At 64.8% G+C, this 17,865-nt stretch carries 5 protein-coding genes; all 5 read right to left on the reverse strand.

Annotation, left to right across the window (positions count from 1 at the left end; translation table 11 throughout):
- Positions 1-30: 30 nt before the first annotated feature.
- Positions 31-2,070, reverse strand: coding sequence for a Cys-every-fifth RiPP peptide CefA (locus K5658_RS20935; protein ID WP_221067166.1), 2,040 nt, complete (start codon positions 2,068-2,070; stop codon positions 31-33).
- 566 nt (positions 2,071-2,636) lie between these two features.
- Positions 2,637-13,040, reverse strand: a complete 10,404-nt coding sequence (locus tag K5658_RS20940) for a filamentous haemagglutinin family protein (RefSeq protein WP_221067167.1) — start codon at positions 13,038-13,040, stop codon at positions 2,637-2,639.
- Positions 13,030-14,607 (reverse strand): ShlB/FhaC/HecB family hemolysin secretion/activation protein, encoded by a 1,578-nt coding sequence (locus K5658_RS20945; RefSeq protein WP_221067168.1) that lies wholly within the window; start codon positions 14,605-14,607, stop codon positions 13,030-13,032. The genes K5658_RS20940 and K5658_RS20945 overlap by 11 nt, the downstream gene beginning before the upstream one ends.
- Positions 14,608-14,813: 206 nt before the next feature.
- Positions 14,814-16,400: a type 2 periplasmic-binding domain-containing protein gene (locus tag K5658_RS20950; RefSeq protein ID WP_221067169.1), complete on the reverse strand. Its 1,587-nt coding sequence runs from the start codon at positions 16,398-16,400 to the stop codon at positions 14,814-14,816.
- Between the two features lie 303 nt (positions 16,401-16,703).
- On the reverse strand, positions 16,704-17,819 hold the full coding sequence (locus tag K5658_RS20955; RefSeq protein WP_221067170.1) for a hypothetical protein: 1,116 nt from the start codon (positions 17,817-17,819) through the stop codon (positions 16,704-16,706).
- Positions 17,820-17,865 lie beyond the last annotated feature (46 nt).

Raw genomic sequence — 17,865 nt, forward strand, 5'->3', positions numbered from 1 at the left:
GCCGGACGGGCCATCCGGCGGGCGTCGGCATCAGATGCCGGGGATGATGGGAATGATATCCAGGGCGCAGGCATCGGCGGCGCAGGCATCCGCCGGGCAGGCGTTGATCCCGCAGACATTGGCCGCGCAGGCGTCGGCGGGACAGGCGTCCACCCCGCCCGCGTCGGCCCCGCAAGCGTTGGCGGCACACCCCCCGACGCCGGAAGCGTCGGCCCCGCACGCATCCGCACCGCAGGCCGCCGCGCCGCACACCGCGCCACCGCAAGCCGCCGCCGCGCAGGCCGCCGCACCGCAGGCATCCGCCCCGCACGCCCCGATGCCGGTCGCCGCCGCGCCACAGGCGGCCGCGCCGCAAGCCGCGCCGCCGCAGACGTCCAGGCCGCAGGCCGAAGCCCCGGAAGCCGCGCCCAGGCAGACACCGATACCGGCCACGTCCGCGCCGCAAATCGCGATGCCCGCCGCCGCCACGCCGCAGACCCCAACCAAGGACGCCGCCGCGCCGCAGGCCGCCGCGCCGCAGGCATCGGCCCCGCAAGCATCGGCCCCGCAGGCGTCCGCGCCACAGGCCTCGGCCCCGCAGGCGCTGCCGCTGCCCTCTTCCGGGGTGGCCTCGGTGGCGACGCCCGTGACCTCGAAGATTTCCCAAGACCCGATGCTACCGCGGTTGGCATTGGCGTCGCCGTTGTCCTCGGCCACCAGATAGAGGTTGTTGGCCACCGACTTCAGCGAGATATGGTCGCCCACCGCGAGGAAGTTGGACGAGGTGGTGGCTCCCGAACGGACGATCTGCCATTGCTGCGCCGCGTTGATATCGGCGCTGTTGGCGGTGGCGTCGCCGTTGGTTTCCGCCGTCAGGTATTTGCCGTGCGTCGAGCGCAAGGACACGATATCGCCGAAGCTCACCAGGCTGTTATCCAGGGTGCCGCCGGAACGCACCAGGGTGAAGGTTTCCCAGGTGTCGGCCGCGCCGCGGTCGGCCCGCACCCGGCCATCCGATTCGGCCACCAGCCATTTGCCATGGGTGCCCTTCAATTGGATGCCGTCGCCGAAGCGCAGCACATCCTTGGGGACCACCACGCCCAGTTGCTTGATGACGATGGACGAGGTCTTGTCGTTGAAATCGCCGACGTTCGGGCTGTCTTCGTAATAGCTGCGGAAATCGCCGCCGAAGTTCTCGTGTTCGTAGAGCATGACCACCAAGCCCTGCGGCACCTTCAGCGAGGACAGGTTGTCGTTGGCCAGGGGGATATCCTTCATCAGATAGCGGCCCACCCCGAGGTATACCGCCTGCCCTTGGTAATCGTTGTGCTGGTAGATGGTGGCGACCTTCTCCACCATGACCCCGGAGGTCAGGTCGTTGGGCTCGTCGCCGATCCAGGGCGTATCCTGGGTGTAGGACCAATGGCGGCCCCGGAAATTGGCGTGTTCGTACAAGGTGACGCGCACCCCGGCCGGCACCTTGAGCGAGGAGATTTGGTCGTTGCCCACGCTCAGGTCGTTGATATCATAGGAACCCAGGCCGACTTCCTGGCTGGTCCCGCCGTAGTCGCTATGTTGGAACAGGGTGGCCTTGGGCTGGTAGACCACGCTTTCGGGGCGGACCTCGGCCAGGACCCAGCGCTGGTTGTCGCCCCCGTTCCAGCCCCAAACCACGACCACCGCGCCCGGTTCGACCGACGCGCCGAAGACATCGAGGGTACTCCCGCCCAAGGCCGAATCGATGCGGAACATGCCGTTCTCGATCTCCGACACGCGCCAACGTTGGTTATTGCCCCCGTGCCAATCCCAGACCAAGACCGGCGTCCCCTCGCCGCCGCCGCCGGACACATCCATGACCTGGCCGCTACCCACACTGGCGATACGGTAGGTGCCGTCGCCATTGGCGATGATTTTCCATTGCTGGTTGGTGTTTTCCTGCCAGTTCAGTTGTTGCAGTTGCAGGTTGTTGCCCACGGCGGTGAGCGCGAAGCCCGAATTGAGCGAAGAAATGGTGAAGACCCGCGCCTCGTTGCCACCGCGCAGCGGGCTGGTGGCGGAGTGCGGAAAGAGCGGTTGGACGAGATACTGCATGGTGGTGGTTCCCGGAAGTGATTGTATGCTTAAAGTAACAATCCATGCCTCCATCGCCGCTCAAGGATCAGGCTGATGTTTAGGACCAAAGCGATAAGCCTTGGTCTTCACACTTCCGTGCCATGGAGGCCGTGGATTCCCCCTTGCGAATGCCGGTCGGAGCCGCCGGATGCGGCAATGCTGTTCCTCTATGGAACAGCGGTCAATGTTCATATAAATATGACAAGATGTCAAAAATTTCCCGGATTTTGTGCGCGGGCGCGCCAAAATCCAAAACGCTTGGGTGCTATAAAACATCAAAAAGCCAAGATCGAGCATTGCGTAGCTCTATCATGGGGCCGCTCGAAGCGGAAAATGTGGCATACCGGCCTTCGGATAGCGCTAAAAGGCTGTGCTAGGTTTTTGCCGGCTCCCAAACAGGACCGGGAAGCCGACCAGCGAAGGCGCGGGTCGATAGGAGGGATAAGCTTGGCGGATTCCCAAGCGGGCGCCCGGGAACCCACGGAGCTGTGGAAATAAGGAGCGCGGAAGGACCGGACCCGCCGGTACGGTCCCCGCCGGGCGTGTTAGCCGCCGCAGCCTTCCTTGCCGCGCCGCACTTCTTCCGTGGTGCAGTCGCCGAAGCCCACCACGTCCACCATGATCGATTTCATCAGGGTGGAGGCCAGGGCGTCGGCCTTCTGCTTGGCGGCGGCGGCGTTTTCTTCCGCGCTGTTCTCGTTGAGCTGCTGCGAGGCCGAATTGGCCGCCGCCGCCGCCGCGCTAGCGGCCCCGGCCGGGACCACGGGCGGGGGCGGCGTGGTCGGTACACCGACCGACGTGCCGCTGACCTGGATGTTGCTGGCCCCGATCACCGCCGTGGCGGCGATCACCACGTTGTTGCCGCCGATGCCCGCCTCGCCGGCATCGACCACGCCGCGCGGCGCGAACAGGTACACGTCGCCCGCCGCCTGCTTGGGATCGCTGATGGCGGTGCGGATACCGCTGCCCGACAACACCGGCGGGAACACCACGACCAGGTTGCCCTTGTCGTCGAAGGTGGATTGGGTGGGCGGCGCGGACAACGCCGACTTGGCCCCCTTGCCGGCGTCGATGTTGCCGTCGGAGGACCAGATCGTGATATCGCCGCCGCCCTGGGTGAAGACGCGGGATTCGTTCACGGTGAAATCGTTCTTGGCGATGGCGTTGATCGCGCCCTTTTGCTGGACCACGATGCCGAGGTCGGCGGTGGTCTTGGAACCCAGGGCCGAATTGGTCAAACCGGCGTTGATGGTGCCGCCCGGTGCCAGCAGGTTGATATCGCCGCCCGCGATGGTGTGTACCCGGCTGAAAAACAGGTTGATATCGCCCTGGTATTGGTCGCCGGTGAATAAGGCCTGGATAGCCTTGAAGCCTGGCTCGTAGCCCTTCTTGCCGTGCTTGGCGGCATCGACGCCCGCCTTGCGCACCACATCGAACAGCACCGGCAACACCAAATCGAGTTGCTGCCGCGCCGACAGGGCGCCGATCTCGGCGTCGCTCATCTTCAGGTAGGTCTTGAGGAAGCCCGCCGTGTCGAGCTGGTCGCTCAAGCCCGCCAGCAAGGACAGCGAAGCCCCGGTGCTGGGCAGGGCCGGGTTCAGGGTATCGCCGAAGCTCACCAAGCCGTCGGAGGACCCCAGGTCGATATTGCCGCCCGCCAGCATCTGCATGGAACCCGGCCCCGAGATGCGGAACCGCGTGACCTGCCCGGCGACCAGGGCGCCGTTCTCGTCGCGCTTGATGGCGAAGGCGATATCGCCCTTGGCGGAAATTTCCGAAATATCCTTGGAATCCAGGTTTTGGATCTCGAAACTCACATCGCGCACATCCCCGCCGGATTCGATGCGGGCGCTCTTGGGCAGATAGAACTCCAAGGGGTCGAAACCTTGGATATTGCCGCTCAAACTGGCGATGCGCACCGGCTCGCTGTCGCCGCTATGCACCGGGACGGCGGCGTGGATCTGGTCGATGGAACCGCCGACCGGGCTGGTCCTGAATTGGAAATCGCCCAGGTTGCCCGGCGTGGTCGGATTCAAGGGACCGGGGATGAAGGCGGGATCGGTGTCGGTCATATTGACCGTGACCAGGGCGTTGCCGTTGTCGCCGCTCTGGATCGCGTTCCCGGCGAACAATTCCAGGTTGCCCTCCGCCGCCGGGGCCATATTGAAGGAACGCATGATCCCGATGGACCCGGCATTGGCCTGGGCGGTGACGGTGCCGGGATAGTAGTACAGCCCGATGTAATCGCCGCCGGTGAAATTGCCGCCCTGGACATCGCCCACATCGAAGGTCAACACCGGCGACGGGCTGCCCGGATAGAGGTAATTCTTGTTGAACACCGCCAGGGCGTTGTTGAAGGAAATATCTCCCGCCAAGGCGCTGAAAGCCACCGCGCTGGCGGCGGAATAGGTGGAGAAATCGCTGTCGGTGCCGGTGGTGAAGCGTTCCCGCAGCATGAAGGGATCGAACACCGCGCCCACGGCGATATCGGTGCGGGCCGAGACCTTGTATTGGGTATCGCCCAGCGAGAACAAAGGACCGTCGGTGTATTGCGCCCCGCCGGTGATCGCGCCTTCGGCGTCCACATTGGCCGTGCCTTTGCCGACATAGTACATGCCGCCCGCGATATTGCCGCCGGCCTTGATGTCCAGGCTGCCGCCGTTGTGGATATCGACGCTGTTGCGCTCGCCGGTGCCGACTTGCTGGCCCACGGTGGACACCACGGCGGACAAATCGGCGATATTGCCGCCCGCCGCGATGTTGACCCGGCCCCCGGCCAGGGCACCGACGTTCTGTTGGAAGCCGAGATAATCGGGATCGAAATTGTAGAGGTTGTTCTGGAGGATGGCGTCCGGCTGGGTGAGGGCGATACCCCAGGCGACTTTGCTTTCGCCGTTATGGTCGCTGCCGGGCGTCCAATTGCCGGTCCTGACCAGCCAATCCGGCACGAATTGCGACGTCGTCGCGCCGATGATATCGCCACCCGCCGCGATGGCGATATTGCCGCCGCCGGTCGGATATTCGGCGTAGAAGTTCCAGACATCGACATTGGTGAACACGCCATAGCGCCGGGCCGGGTCGCTGGACACCGAACCCACGGTGTAGACCGCCGAAGTGGCGTCGTCCAGCTTGAAATCCTTGCCCGCATGCAACTCGATATCGCCGGTGCCGGTACGGATCAAGGCGTTCTTGGCGATTTCCAGGTCGCCGACGCCGGTCCGGGTTTGCCCCGCGCTGGCCGCGCCCGCCTCGGCCCCCGCCACCACCCGGAAGCTCCAGGACGGCCCGGATTGGATGAGTTCGGAGATATAGGCGGGTTGGTCGCTGTCGTCGGTGATCTGTCCCGCCGCGATGCCGTCGGATAGCTTGCCCTGCAACAGCACATCGCCCTGGGCCCGGAGCGTGAGGAAACCCGGCACATCGTGGTTGCTCCCGTAGCGCCAGTCGTTGGTGGGGACCGGGGTGCCGACGCTGGGGTCGGTTTCGTTGCCGTCCGTATCCAGCCAACGCACGGTCCTGAAATCCCAATCGCTGGCGAGGGTGAGGTTGCCCGCGCTGCGGATTTCGAGGCCGGGCAGGAGGCTGAGTCCGGGATGGGCCTTGGGATCGAGCGCCGCCATATAGGCTTGGGTATCGGCGCTCCAGGCGGCGATCTGGTCCGCGCCGATGCTGGCGGTATTGGTTTTCGGGTCCACCGCCAGGTCGTAGACCCTGACCGCTTCCGCCACCACCTGGGTGGCCCCGCTGGCGGTGGCTTTGAAATCCACGCCCAATACGTCGCTGCCATCGCCCAGGCTATCGCGCAAGGCCCGTAGATGGATGCTGCCCGCCAGATAATCGATGCCGCTGGCACCGTCCCGGACCGTGGGGCCGTCGGTGATATAACGGACCTGGTCCACGTCGGGCGTCGCCACCGGGTTTTGCAGGGCACCGCCGCGCACATCGATCACCGCCCCGGCCGCAGCCACGATGCCGGATTGGCCGTCGCCGTCGCGGTCCACCGCTTCCAGGAAGACGCTGCCGCCCTGGGCGTTGACGGTCGAGGTGCCGGCCAACAGCTTGGCGCTGGAAGCCAGCCGCACCCGGTCGCCGGCGGCGAGGGCGATGGAACCGGCTTGTTGGCCGCTGGCGTCCAGGGTGCCGGCGACGATCACATCGCCGCTATCGGCGGCGAGTTCGAAGCTGTGGGATTTCAGCACCGCGCCGTCGGCCACCGCGAGATCGCCCTGGCGCAGGCGCAGGCTGAAATCCCGCGCCCCGCCGGTGCTTTGCAGATAGGCGAAGGCCCCCGCGCCCTGGTCGGTGTTCCGGCCCAGATCGAAAGCCAGGCTGGCGTTGCTGCCGCCCGCCTGGGTAGCAGCGCCCTTGAAGGTGGCTTGCAGGCTGGCCCCGCCTGCCGGGGCCGCGAGGCTGAACGAACCGGCTTGCTCCGCCCCCGAGACATCGATAGTGGCACCGGCGGCGAGGTTCACATCGCCCTGGGCGGAATTCAGCGCGATATTGCCGCCGGGAGTGTAGACCGTTTTTTCGGTGTAGACCTGGGAAATGCCGGAGACATCCAAGCTCGCACCGCCCGCCAAGTTCAGGCCATGCCCGGCGTTGGCGATGAAATCGCCCGAGGGCAGCAGGATTTTGTTGCTCAGCGCGATGCTGTCGGCGACCAGGGTGTATTTGGCCCCGAGTCCCGCCGTCGCGGCACTCCCGGACGCCAGGGCGTTGAACGCCAAAGCGTGGCCACCGGCGTCCAGGGTGAAATCGGCCCCGTTGGCGGCGGTCGCCACCGGGGTGGCGAGGGTGGTGTCGCCCGCGACGGATAGCTTGCCCTGGCCGCTGGCGGTGAATTGGTTGGCCGCTTGTAGCTGGATGGTTTTGTAGCCCGCGATGGCGAATTGGCCGCCGCCGAAGCTGAAATCCTTGGCATCGATGGCGAGGCTGCCGCCCTGGTCCCCGCTGGCGGTGAACTGGCCCGCGCCGGGGTTGGCGAGCGTGATCTGGTCGGCGCTGAGGCTGGCCTGGGCGTCGCCGTAGCCCGCGAGGCCGGAGGCTTCGATATCCAGCTTCTTGGCCGTGAGGGCGATTTCGCCATAGGTGCGGATTTCCGAGCCGCTGCGCAGGATCAACTCGTCCACGGTGAAACCGGCCAATTGGCTGCCGGTCAGGCCCAGCCCGGAACCGTCGCCGCCGGCCGCGCCCAGGTCGATACGGTTGGCACCGAGGGACAGCGAGCCGCCCTTCATGTCGATGCTGCCCGCGAAGCTGGCGGCGCGGGTGGAATCCAGCGCCATGGAGCCGCTCGCGCCCAATACCGCGCCGGCTTCGATGTTCAGCGTGCCCTGGGTTTGGGCCGGGTTGGCGCGGACGATATCCGCCTGCCCCGCCGCCGACACCCGGACGAACGCGCCATCGCTGGCGCTGCCGTCGCTGTTGGAGAGGGTCAGGGTCTGGGTACCGCTGTTCAATTCGCCCTGCGCTTGCAGCTTGGCCCCGGCGCGGATATCGATGCGGTCGTTGGCCGTCAGCATGATTTCCGGGCCTTTCAGCTCGGCCCCCGGATCGACGACCACCGCGCCCGATTGGGTGGCGATATGGGTTTCGTCCTTGCCGACCGCGCTGCGGACGCCGCCCAGCAGCAGGCTGTCCACGTTGAGCTTGTCGAGTTGGTCGGCCCGCAATACGACTTCGTCGTCGTTGCCGGTGGTGGCGCTGGTCGGGGCGACCACCCGCAGGTTGTTGGCCGCGATATCGAGTTCCCCGCCATGGCCGCCCTGGGCCGCCTGCCCGGAAACCGTGCCGTCCAGGCTCAGTTGGTTGCCGACCTCCAGGGTCAGCTTGCCGGCGTCGCGGGGCAGTTGCGGGACGGCCACGTCCAGCTTCTTGGCCTGGGCGGCGAAGAACTTATCGGCGGTGCTGATGGTGTAATCGGTGAGCTTCTTGAAATCCCGGCCCCGCTGCACAGCGAAGCCTTCCCATTGGTAACTTTGGAAGCCGGTGCCCGCCTCGGCGCGTTGGCCCGCCACCACGGCCACGCCATCGGCCCGCCGCGCGACCGCGCCGGGTTGGGTATTGGCGGTGCCGCTGGTGGTGGTGATGAGATACGCCCCCGGCAACAAGGCATAGGACGCAGGCAGCAGGGTATAGCGCCCGGCCTTGAGTCCCGCCGCCGAATCGGCCAGATAGATACTGTCGCCCACGCCCAGGCCGGATTTGGGGGTTTCGATGGGATCGTAGGGCGCGATGCGGTCCTTGAGCCAGGGCAGGATGGCGTATTTTTCCTGGTACTGGAAATCGCCGTTCACGACTTCCGGGTCTTGCGGGTCCAAAAGGTCCAGCGAGCCGCCGCCGCCCTTGACGAATTCATGGCTCCACAATTGACCGCCGCCCGAGATATCGATCTTGGCGCCGCTGGCGACATTGACACGGGCTCCGCTCAACTGGATCGATCCGGTGGGCGGGGCTTGTTCGCCCGTACCCACGCCATATAACAGGTTGATGCCGCTGCCGATGGGATAGAGCCAATCCTGGCCGCCCTGGGTCTGGCCGAAGGGGATGGTCTGGCCGTCGGCGGAGACCGAGACCACCGCGCCATTGCCCAGGTTCAGGCCGTTGGCGGTGGCTTCCAGCTTGATACTGCCGAACGGGGCTTTGACGACCCCGCCCACGTCGATATTGGGCGCGGTCATCTCGATCCCGCCGCCCGCCGCCAGGATCGGAGCGGGCTTGCCGCTGCCGCCCAGCACGGTGAGCGTGTTGGAAGCATCGCCGGTCAGCTTGATGGCGTACTGGCTGAGGGTGGCAGGATAGATTTGCTGGGCCGCCAGGGTCAGGTTGCCGGAGGCCAGCAAGGTGCCGATGAAATCGCGGGTCTGGGGCAGGTTGACACCGCGCAGACGCAAATCCTGGGCGCTGACCAGGCGGGTATCGCCGATGCCTTGCAGGCTCAAACCGCCCAGCAGATCGATGTTGCGGGCATTGGCCGAGAGCGTGCCCGCGCCGCCCGTGCTGTCGGGCAGGGTGGCGCTGGTTTGGTCGCGGACCAGGCTCGAACCCAATTCCAGATAGGGCGTGTCCATGACCACGCTGGACGCGGTTTGGCCCTCGGCCTGGGCCAGCGCCAGGGTCGGCGTGTCCAGCACGATCCGGCTGCCGGTGGCGAGGGTGACATCGCCGACGAAGCGCACCGCGTTCTCGGCCTTGAGCGTCAAGCCGTCGAAACCGCCCGCCGCCAGCCGGTTGGCGGAAAGCGTGGCGAGTCCGTTCACGCTGTCGGGCACCGCCGTGCCGGGGGTCCAATCGGCCAAGGGATCGGTGGGCTGGTCCTGGGTGATCTGGATGGTCCTGGGACCGGCGGGGAAGGTCTTGGCCAGATTGACATCGTCCGGCGGATTGCGGAGCGAGGTCAGCAGGGAGATCGACAAATCGCCGCCACGGGCCCCGTGGGCGCGGTCGCTCCGGCCTTGGATATCGCCGCCGATCAGGACGCCTTCCGCCGCGTTCAGGGCGATACTGCCGGCGTCGGAGGCATGGACGGTGGGCACCAAACGGTAGCCGGCCCCGTTGGGGTCGGGGCGGGATTCGCCCACCACCGCGCTGGTCCCGGACACATCCAACACCGAACCGGGTTCCAACACCACATAGCCGCGGTTGGCGCTCAGCGAGATCGAGCCCCCCGCCAGGACATCCTTATCGTTGACGCCGTTGTTGACGCCCGGCACCGGCACCACGGCCCCCGCCGCCGAGAGCGTGGCGGTCTTGCCCACGAAAATCCCCTGGGCCGCGTCATAGGCGATTTGCTGCGGCGAATTGACATCGACCACGAGGCTGCCCGCCGGGGCGCTGATCCGACCATCGAGGACGGCCTTGCTGTCGGTGTGGATAGCGATCTTCGCGCCCGGATCGGCGGCGATGCTGGAGCCGGGATCGAGGACGATGCCGACCTGGGTGCTGTAGGTGTTGGCCGGTTGCTTGAGCGTGAGGCTCAGGTTCACCGGCTGGCGCAGGTCGTCGGTGAGCGTGCGCGGCCCGCCCAGGCTTTGGATGGGCGTGCCGGTCGGGGCTTGTTGGTAGCTGTCGTTGAAGGCGAAATTCTGGGCCTTGAGGTCGATATGGGTGTCGTAGCCGACCGCGATGCCGTTCAGGTTGGAGGTCAGGGCGTAATCGGCGAAACCACCGCCATTGAAGAACCCCGGTGCCAGCACCAAGGGCTGGAGGCCATTGCCCGCGGTCTGGTAGGCCGAGAAGCTATCGCCGATCAGGATTTGATTGGTGGCGAGGCTGAGGCTGCCGCCCTGGGTCTGGGCATAGGCGTGGAGATCGCCGTTCAGTTCGAGGTTGGAGCCATTGCGGCCACTGATGGCGACATCCGGGTTGCGGCCGGTGTCGGTGGCCGCGAGGCTGATCGAACCGCCCTTGCCATTGGTCAGCTTGCCGCCGCTGTCCAGCCAAGCGCCGGCATCGGCGGCGATTTCCGCGTCTTTGTCGAAACCGAGATCGCCGTCGGCCAGCAGGTTGACCGTGCCGCCATCGACCGGCGCGGCCTTGAGCGGTAGCTTTTTCCCACCTTGTTTATTGGTCAGGTCGTTGGTCCAGGCTCCCGAAACATCGATGCTCGAACCGGGGGCCAGATGCACCTTGCCGGTGGTTCCGAAATCCGGGACGCCTTCGTCGAACTGGGTCTTGAGGGCCACGGTGCCGGACGGGGCGCGGATATGGCCCTCGAATTCGACCTGTCCGCCTTGCAGGGTCAGGCTGCCCTCGGCGGGCAGGTTCACCTCGGCCAGATCGGAGACACCGACGGCACCGCGGCTGACCACGGTGGTGGAGCGGAAGCCGGTGCGTTCCAAATAGCGATCCATCAGCACCAAGGGGTTGGTCAATACCGCGCCGCCCAGGCCGGCCGAGAGGCGCTGCAATTGGGCGTCGAGGTCGCCATTCTGGCCCAGCACCGCCACCGACTGGACCCCCAGCGGCGAGAGTCCCAGATCGATGTTGAGCGACGCGCCGGCCGCCCGCTGGCCGCTTTCGCGCTGATGCAGGCCATCGACGGTGCCGCCGCGCAGATCGCCCTGCAAATCCAATTGGGTGGCGCTGATATCGAGCTGCCCGCCATCCGCGCCCTGGTCGTAGCCTTTTTCGTAGCGGCCCTGGTTGCCCGGTCCCAGCAGGAACCAGGAGCGGGTGACGCCCCAACGCTTGTCGGTCTGCGTGTAGCGGCCGGCGATGCTGTCGTAATGGCGGCCCAGATCGGCGCTGCCGATTTCGTAGAGCTTGTCCTGGGATTTTAGCCAGGTGGTTTTGACATAGCCGCTGTTGTAATGGGTATAGCCGCCGGAAACATCGACCTTGGCGTCCGGGCCGATATTGACGCTGCCCCCCGAGGCCAGGGACACGCTGCCGCCCTTGACGCTGCGCTCGGCGATATTGCGCTGGATGCGGGCGATGCCGCCGCTGATATCGATGGTGTTGCCATCGCTGCCGATGCGGCCATCCTGGGCTTCGCGGATATCCACCAGGACTTTCTTGCCGTAGAGCGCCCCTTTCTTGTCCTTTTGCATGGGCGCGTCGCGCAACTCGAACGAGCGCAGTTCGACCTGCACCACGTTCTTGGCCATGGGCACTTTGACGTTCTTGAGTCCCGCGGCATCGACCGTGGCCCCTAGCTTCAGGTCGATGGAGACATTCGGATCGCTGCTGCTGCCGGTGGTGGGATCGGCGGGCGAGGTGGTGGCGGTGAGGGCGATCTTGCCCGAGGGCGCGTACACCTTGGACGATTCCAGCAGGGCGATCTGCTTGCCCATGATCTCGATGCGCGAGGGGTCTTGGGTCTGCTCATCCACCGCCTTTTGACGGCCTTTATCCGGTACGACCTGGGTCGTGCTGCCCTGGCCCAGGACCACCCGCGCCTGTTTGCCCAGCCCGTCGTCGAGCGCGGTGTCGCGACCGGTGCGGTCGGGCAATAGCTTATAGGTGGAGGTGCCCGGCTCCTGGATCACGGGATTGTCGCCCTTCTCGCGGGCCAGCAGGCGGATCGAGCCGTTCAGCCGCACCGAGGTGGTGGCCGAGACCAAGCCTTCCTGGTTGACCGCGAAGCCTTCCAGGGTGACATTGCCGCGGCGGGCGGCGATCTTACCGAGGTTCTGGACCTTGCCGCCGGTGGCGACTTCGACCAGGAGTCCGCGCACGCCGGTGGTCTGGCTATCGGCCTCCTGGAGATAGACCTTGTCGCTGGACGCGGCCAGGATGGCCTGGCCACCGGGGGTTTTGATATCGCCCTTGTTGACGATATTGGGCGCGGCGATGAGGATACGCCCGCCGTCCTGGGTAGTGAGTTGGGCACCCTTCTCGATGGTGACGCCGATCTTGACCGGATCGCCCTGGGCATCCTTCACCGGGTTGCCTTGGGCGTCCTTGAGGTAGAGGCCGTTGCCGCCATCCAGGGCGGCGGCCCCGTTGGTGTTGATGGCCCGGCTCAGACCGCCGTTCAGGGTGTCCTCGCTGATCTTGAGGGTGCTGACCACCAGGGTGTTGGTATCGACCCTGGCGTCCTTGCCGAACATGAAGCCGTTCTGGTTGACCAGATAAACCTGGCCGTTGGCGGTCAGACTGCCGAGGATGCGGCTGGGATCGCTCTGATGGATGTTGTTGAGGGCGATGGCGGTGGCCGAGGGCTGGCTGAAACGGACGGCGTTGTCCTTGCCGATGTTGAAGCTTTCCCAGTCGAGGATGGCCTTGTCCGACAATTGCTTGATGGTCATGGTGCCGCCCTTGATGACGGGACCGAGCACCCGGCCATGGCCGGGCGCGACCAGCACACTGGAAGGCACCGGCAATTCCGCCCGCGCCGGCGCGCTGCCGATGGCGACCCCGCCCAGGATCAAAGAGCCGATGGCTTCGGCCAGGGGTTTCTTGTGGGGCAGCCGCACCGCCGCCCGCCGCAATCGCTTAGAACTCATAGGCCACCTTGAAATCGATACGCTGTTCCCCGACGCCCACTTGGTTGATGGCGCTGAAGGGATAGGACCAATCGAGTTCGTTGGTCATGCGATGGAAGGCCCGCATCCGGAAACCGGCCCCGGCGCTGGCGAGATGGTAGCCCCCAGGACTTCCCGGCAAGGCTTGCAACACCCACAGCCGCGCCCCGTCCATGAAGCCCAACAGCCTGAAATCCTGGATGTATTCGCTGTCCAGCAGCTTCGGGGTGTAAAGCTCCAAGGAGCCGCTGATGCCGTCGTCGCCCAGGACTTCGGTCTGGTGGTAGCCATGCACGCTCAAGGGACCGCCCGCCGAGAATTGCTCGTTGGAAATCAAGGGCGAGTCGGTGATCTGGCCGTTGGCCTTGATGAGGAAGCGGATGTCGTAGGGCAGGATTTCCTGATGTTTCACCTCGGCGGTGAAATACAGGTAGTCGGGCTTGGCGTTATAGCGCTTGTCGGCGAATTCCTGGGAGTTGTTGCCCAAGCCCCGGATCGAGAAATGCAGCCCCAGATCGACCGAACTCAGGCGTTGCTCGCCGCGGTGGATGAGGTTGTAGCCCAACATGAAGGGGGCGTAATGGATCGGGGTGGCCTGGGTGTCGGCCCCGGTCAGGATGGATTGGCCGAAATCCTTGTAATCCCAGCCCAGGGTGAGGCTGTGGTAATAGCCATCGCCCGCGCCGAAGGGCTTGACCAGCCGCAGCCCGTAGATTTCGCCGGTGCCGACCACGCTCATGGCCCCGGCGGTCGAGATATCGGTGTTCGAGGAAATCCCCACGCCGTAGAACGCGAGGCGGCTATCCCATAGCCCGATGGGCAGGGCGTAGGTGCCGGACCAGACCTCGACCTGGTCGGAATTCTCGGGCGACACCTGGTATTGCAGGGAGGCGCTGTGCTGCATCTGCCAGAGGTTGTCGTAGCGGATGGAGCCGATCAAGCGGGTGAGGGTGGTGTCGGCGCTGTTGCGGGTGTTGATTTCCACGCCGCCGTGCAGGGGCAGTTCGTCCTTGACCTGGAGTTCCACGTCCAGTTTGCCGGGGGTCGCGCCGGCCCGCAGCACCGGGGTCACGTTGCGGTCGGGGCTTTCCTCGGCCAGCGCCGCCAATTCCTTCTGCACCGTCGGCATATGCGGCACCTGGCCCTCGGCCAGCGAGGGCACGCCCGCCTTGATCTTGCCCAGCGAGTAATAGCGGGAGCCGGTGACGTTCAGACGGCCCACCCGGCCTTCGGTGACTTGCAACACCACCAGCCCTTCCTCCACGTCCTGTTCCGGGATATCGACCAGGACCGTAGTGTAGCCCTTGTCGTGGTAGAGCTTTTCCAGCGCCTTGCGGGCTTGTTCCACGGATTCGATGGAGCGCCCCGGCCCGGTGTAGGGATAGACCGCGTGTTCCAGGGCTTCGTCGGCCAGCACGCTGTTGCCGTCGATCCTATAGGCCCAGATATCGAAATCGACCGGAGCCTGGGTCGCCGTTTCCGGGACCGGCCCGTCCGCCAGCACGGCCCGGCCGCAGGTCAGCAAGACAAAAAATAAGGCTTTCCGCATTCAAAACAACCTGTATACCGCCGGTTCGGACCCGGCTAGCCCTTGGGGGCATGATTCGACCGCGCACGGGCGTGGCGGTAGCGGCCACGCACGCCAAAACGCGGAACAGGTCCGGGGCGTCGCGCCCCGGACCTGTTCCGCACGGACCCGCCTCGAAGCCGGCATCGGACGGTGCTATGCCGCTACCGGCTTCCGATCCAGCCGGTTTAGAAGCCCGGTGTCTTGCTGTTGTAGGCCGCGTTCATGGACGGCACACGGCAGTTGTCCGTGTTGGTGGTGGTCCGGGTATACGGGATCACCGGGTTGGTGAGCTTCAACACGGCGTCCGGGGTCTGGCCGGTCACGGTGGACAGGGCCATATAGGTCGGGGCCGGCAACAGGCTGTTCAGGTTGGCCAGGGTGCTGGCGCTGCCGACCAGGTTCTTGAAGGTCTGGGCGAAACCGACCTTGGATGCGGGGGTCAGGTCGGTGCGCCATTGGATGGTGGCTTCGGCCCACAGCGGGTACTTGCCGTCATGCGCGTTCTTGAGTGTGGGGGCGATGCCATCGATCTTGATGAACTTGAAGTTGGCGTCGGCCTTTTCCAGACCCATCAGGCCCACGGCCCAGCCGGTGTCGCCGGCCTTGCTGGGCACGGTCACGCTGCCTGGGCTCTTGTCGGTGGCGATGACTTGCTGGGTGCCGGTGTTCCAAGCCTTCAAGCAGTTGATGGCGTCGCCGGAACCCGAACCCTGGGTCACGTTGCTGGTATTGCCGGTCAGCGGGGTCAGGCCACCGCCGTTGCACGGGGTGTCCAGGATCACGTTGTTGATGGCGGCCTGGGTGCCGGAACCGGGGGTGCGGCGGCAAACCTTGACCGGATAGAAAGAGGAACCGGAAGAGACCACCGGGGTCGGCAGGGTGATGCCGGGGATGACGGCCGCATCGGTAAAGGGCTTGCCGTTGACCTGGATTTGGTTCCACTGGGTCACCTTGCCGGTGAACAAGCTGGCGAGCAGTTGCTTGCTCATGGACGGCATACAAATCTCGGTATCCAGGCCTTTGCAACTCGCGCCGCCGGTCTTCAAGCCCTGGGCGACCTGGAGGGCGTCGCGCAGATTGGTGTTGACCACCACGCCGAACACCTGGCCCACCACGCTCTTGACGGTGCCGAAGGCGGCGGAGGAAGAGGTGGTGGTGACGCCGGTGAAGCCGACCGGCACGTTGACGCCGCGGAACATGGCGGGATCGACATCGGACACGCCGGCGTCGGGCACGACGTTGGCGGCGGTGCTGGCGGTGCCGCTGTTACTGCACTTGACCGCGTCCACGGTGCCGACGATGGGCGAAACATAGGTGCCATCGGCGACGCAGGAGGCCGGATCGATCTGGGCGACCGGGGTGTTGCTGATCAGGGTCTGCACGCCATAGGCGGAACCGCCTTCGGAGCGCTTCACCAAGAGGATGTCCTGGCCGGAAATGGTGCTGTCGATCTTGCTGTTCTGCGCGGTGGTCTTGGCTTTGCAAGCGACGCCGAAATAATTGCCCAGCTTGGGCAGGATGCCCGTGGTGCCATCGCTTTTGGTCACGGTGGTGTTGGTGGGCTTGTTCAGGACGGTGATATTGCTGGCGCAAATATCCTTCAACATGGCGTCGAAGGTCAGGTTATCCGTCGCCGAAGAACCGGCATAGCGCAGGATATATTGGCTGGCCACGGTGGTCGGGTCCACGCCACCGTTCGGCAGGGCCGCGAAAGTAGTTTGCGGCAGCACGGTCGCCGCGGCGATGGCGAAGGAAAGAGCTTTTAATTTCATGTTTGGATACCTGAAGTGTCCGGGTTGATGATGCCCTGGCCCCAAGGATTTTGGCACCAGTTAAAATGCGGAATAGATAGGGACGGATTACCGCCCTGATCCCCATCTCTTGATGCGACACCGCTGCAATTTAGCAGGCGATCTTTGCATTTAAATTACGGTTCCGTGAAAATTTTTCCCAAAACCCGCCATCGTGGGTTTGAAACGCCAGACGCGGATACGCCCCGCAGTTTACAACCCGCGCCGGAGCGCCCCGTTAATCCGCATCCCCGAGGACTTTGGGTGGCCTGTGCTGTCCCCCGGTTATTTTTGGACCGAAAATACCCCATCGGTGGTATCGCATTCGGCCAGCGCGGTTTTGGAAGCGGGTAGGCAAACCGCCAATAAACCATTTTCGGTGATCTGTTTCTTGCCGGGCTTCCATAGATAATATCCATTGACCCGCAGACCCTTTTTGATCGGCTTCCAGGTCAGGCCGCCATCTTTCGAGTAATAGACATTCAGGCGCTGCTTGGGATCGATATCCCCCGAGGCCCAACCCACCGCCTGCCTGACGCCCGCCTTCAAGGTATCGCCGGGTTTGGGCATCAACACCGTGAGGGAACCGCCCGGTGTAGGTGTCGGTGTCGGTGTTGGGGTGGGTGTAGGTGTTGGAGTCGGCGTGGGGGTGGGCGTCGGGCAAGGCGCGGTGGGCTGGGTCGCGGCCGTGAAGCTCAATTGCCTGCCGTCGAAAGTCCAATTGCCGAAGGATTGCCCACTATTCCCGATAATACCGGCGGGCGTACTGGAATCCGGAACCGTGAAGAAATACATACCCATCGGGCCGTTGCTATCATCCAGGCTCCTATAATTATTGAAGGTGATGCTCTGCCCCATCGATGGACCCCAGGTATCCAGGTTGAAATAGCCGAGATCGGCGGAACCGAAAGCCTTGGACCCGACGACACCGGCGTCGCCCAAATGGGCCTGCATTATGCCGTTATTGACCACGGTATAGGAAAACGAATAACTGCCCGGGTCTTGCTCGAATACCTCTGGATTCGCTGCCGTCGCCAAGAAACCATAATGGTTATCCGGGGCTTGCGGGTCGTAGCTGGGATCGTTGAGGAAACTGGTATCGTTGTTATAAGCCTGCACCGTCCAGGTCGTGGTGGTGGGTAATTGGCCATCGACTTGCAGCCCGGCGAGATTGGCATCGGCGGCGAGATTGGCGACCACCCCGTTATAACAGCCCGGCGCATTCATGAAGGCGTCCATCGGGATACCCAAATCCTTGATATAGGACATTCCGGTCGAGTCGGGATTGCCGTTCCATATTTCCAAGAACAAGCCGTTGTTTTCCAACGTGGCGGTGGTATCCGCCTGGGAACCCAAGGGCAAGGGCAAGATCAAGGCGGCGGTCAGGGTTTTGAATTTCATACGGGGATACTCGGCGGCTGGGGGCGGGGGTGTCCCGCCCCGTCGG

Source organism: Methylomagnum ishizawai (genome assembly GCF_019670005.1).
Taxonomy (GTDB): Bacteria; Pseudomonadota; Gammaproteobacteria; order Methylococcales; family Methylococcaceae; genus Methylomagnum; species Methylomagnum ishizawai.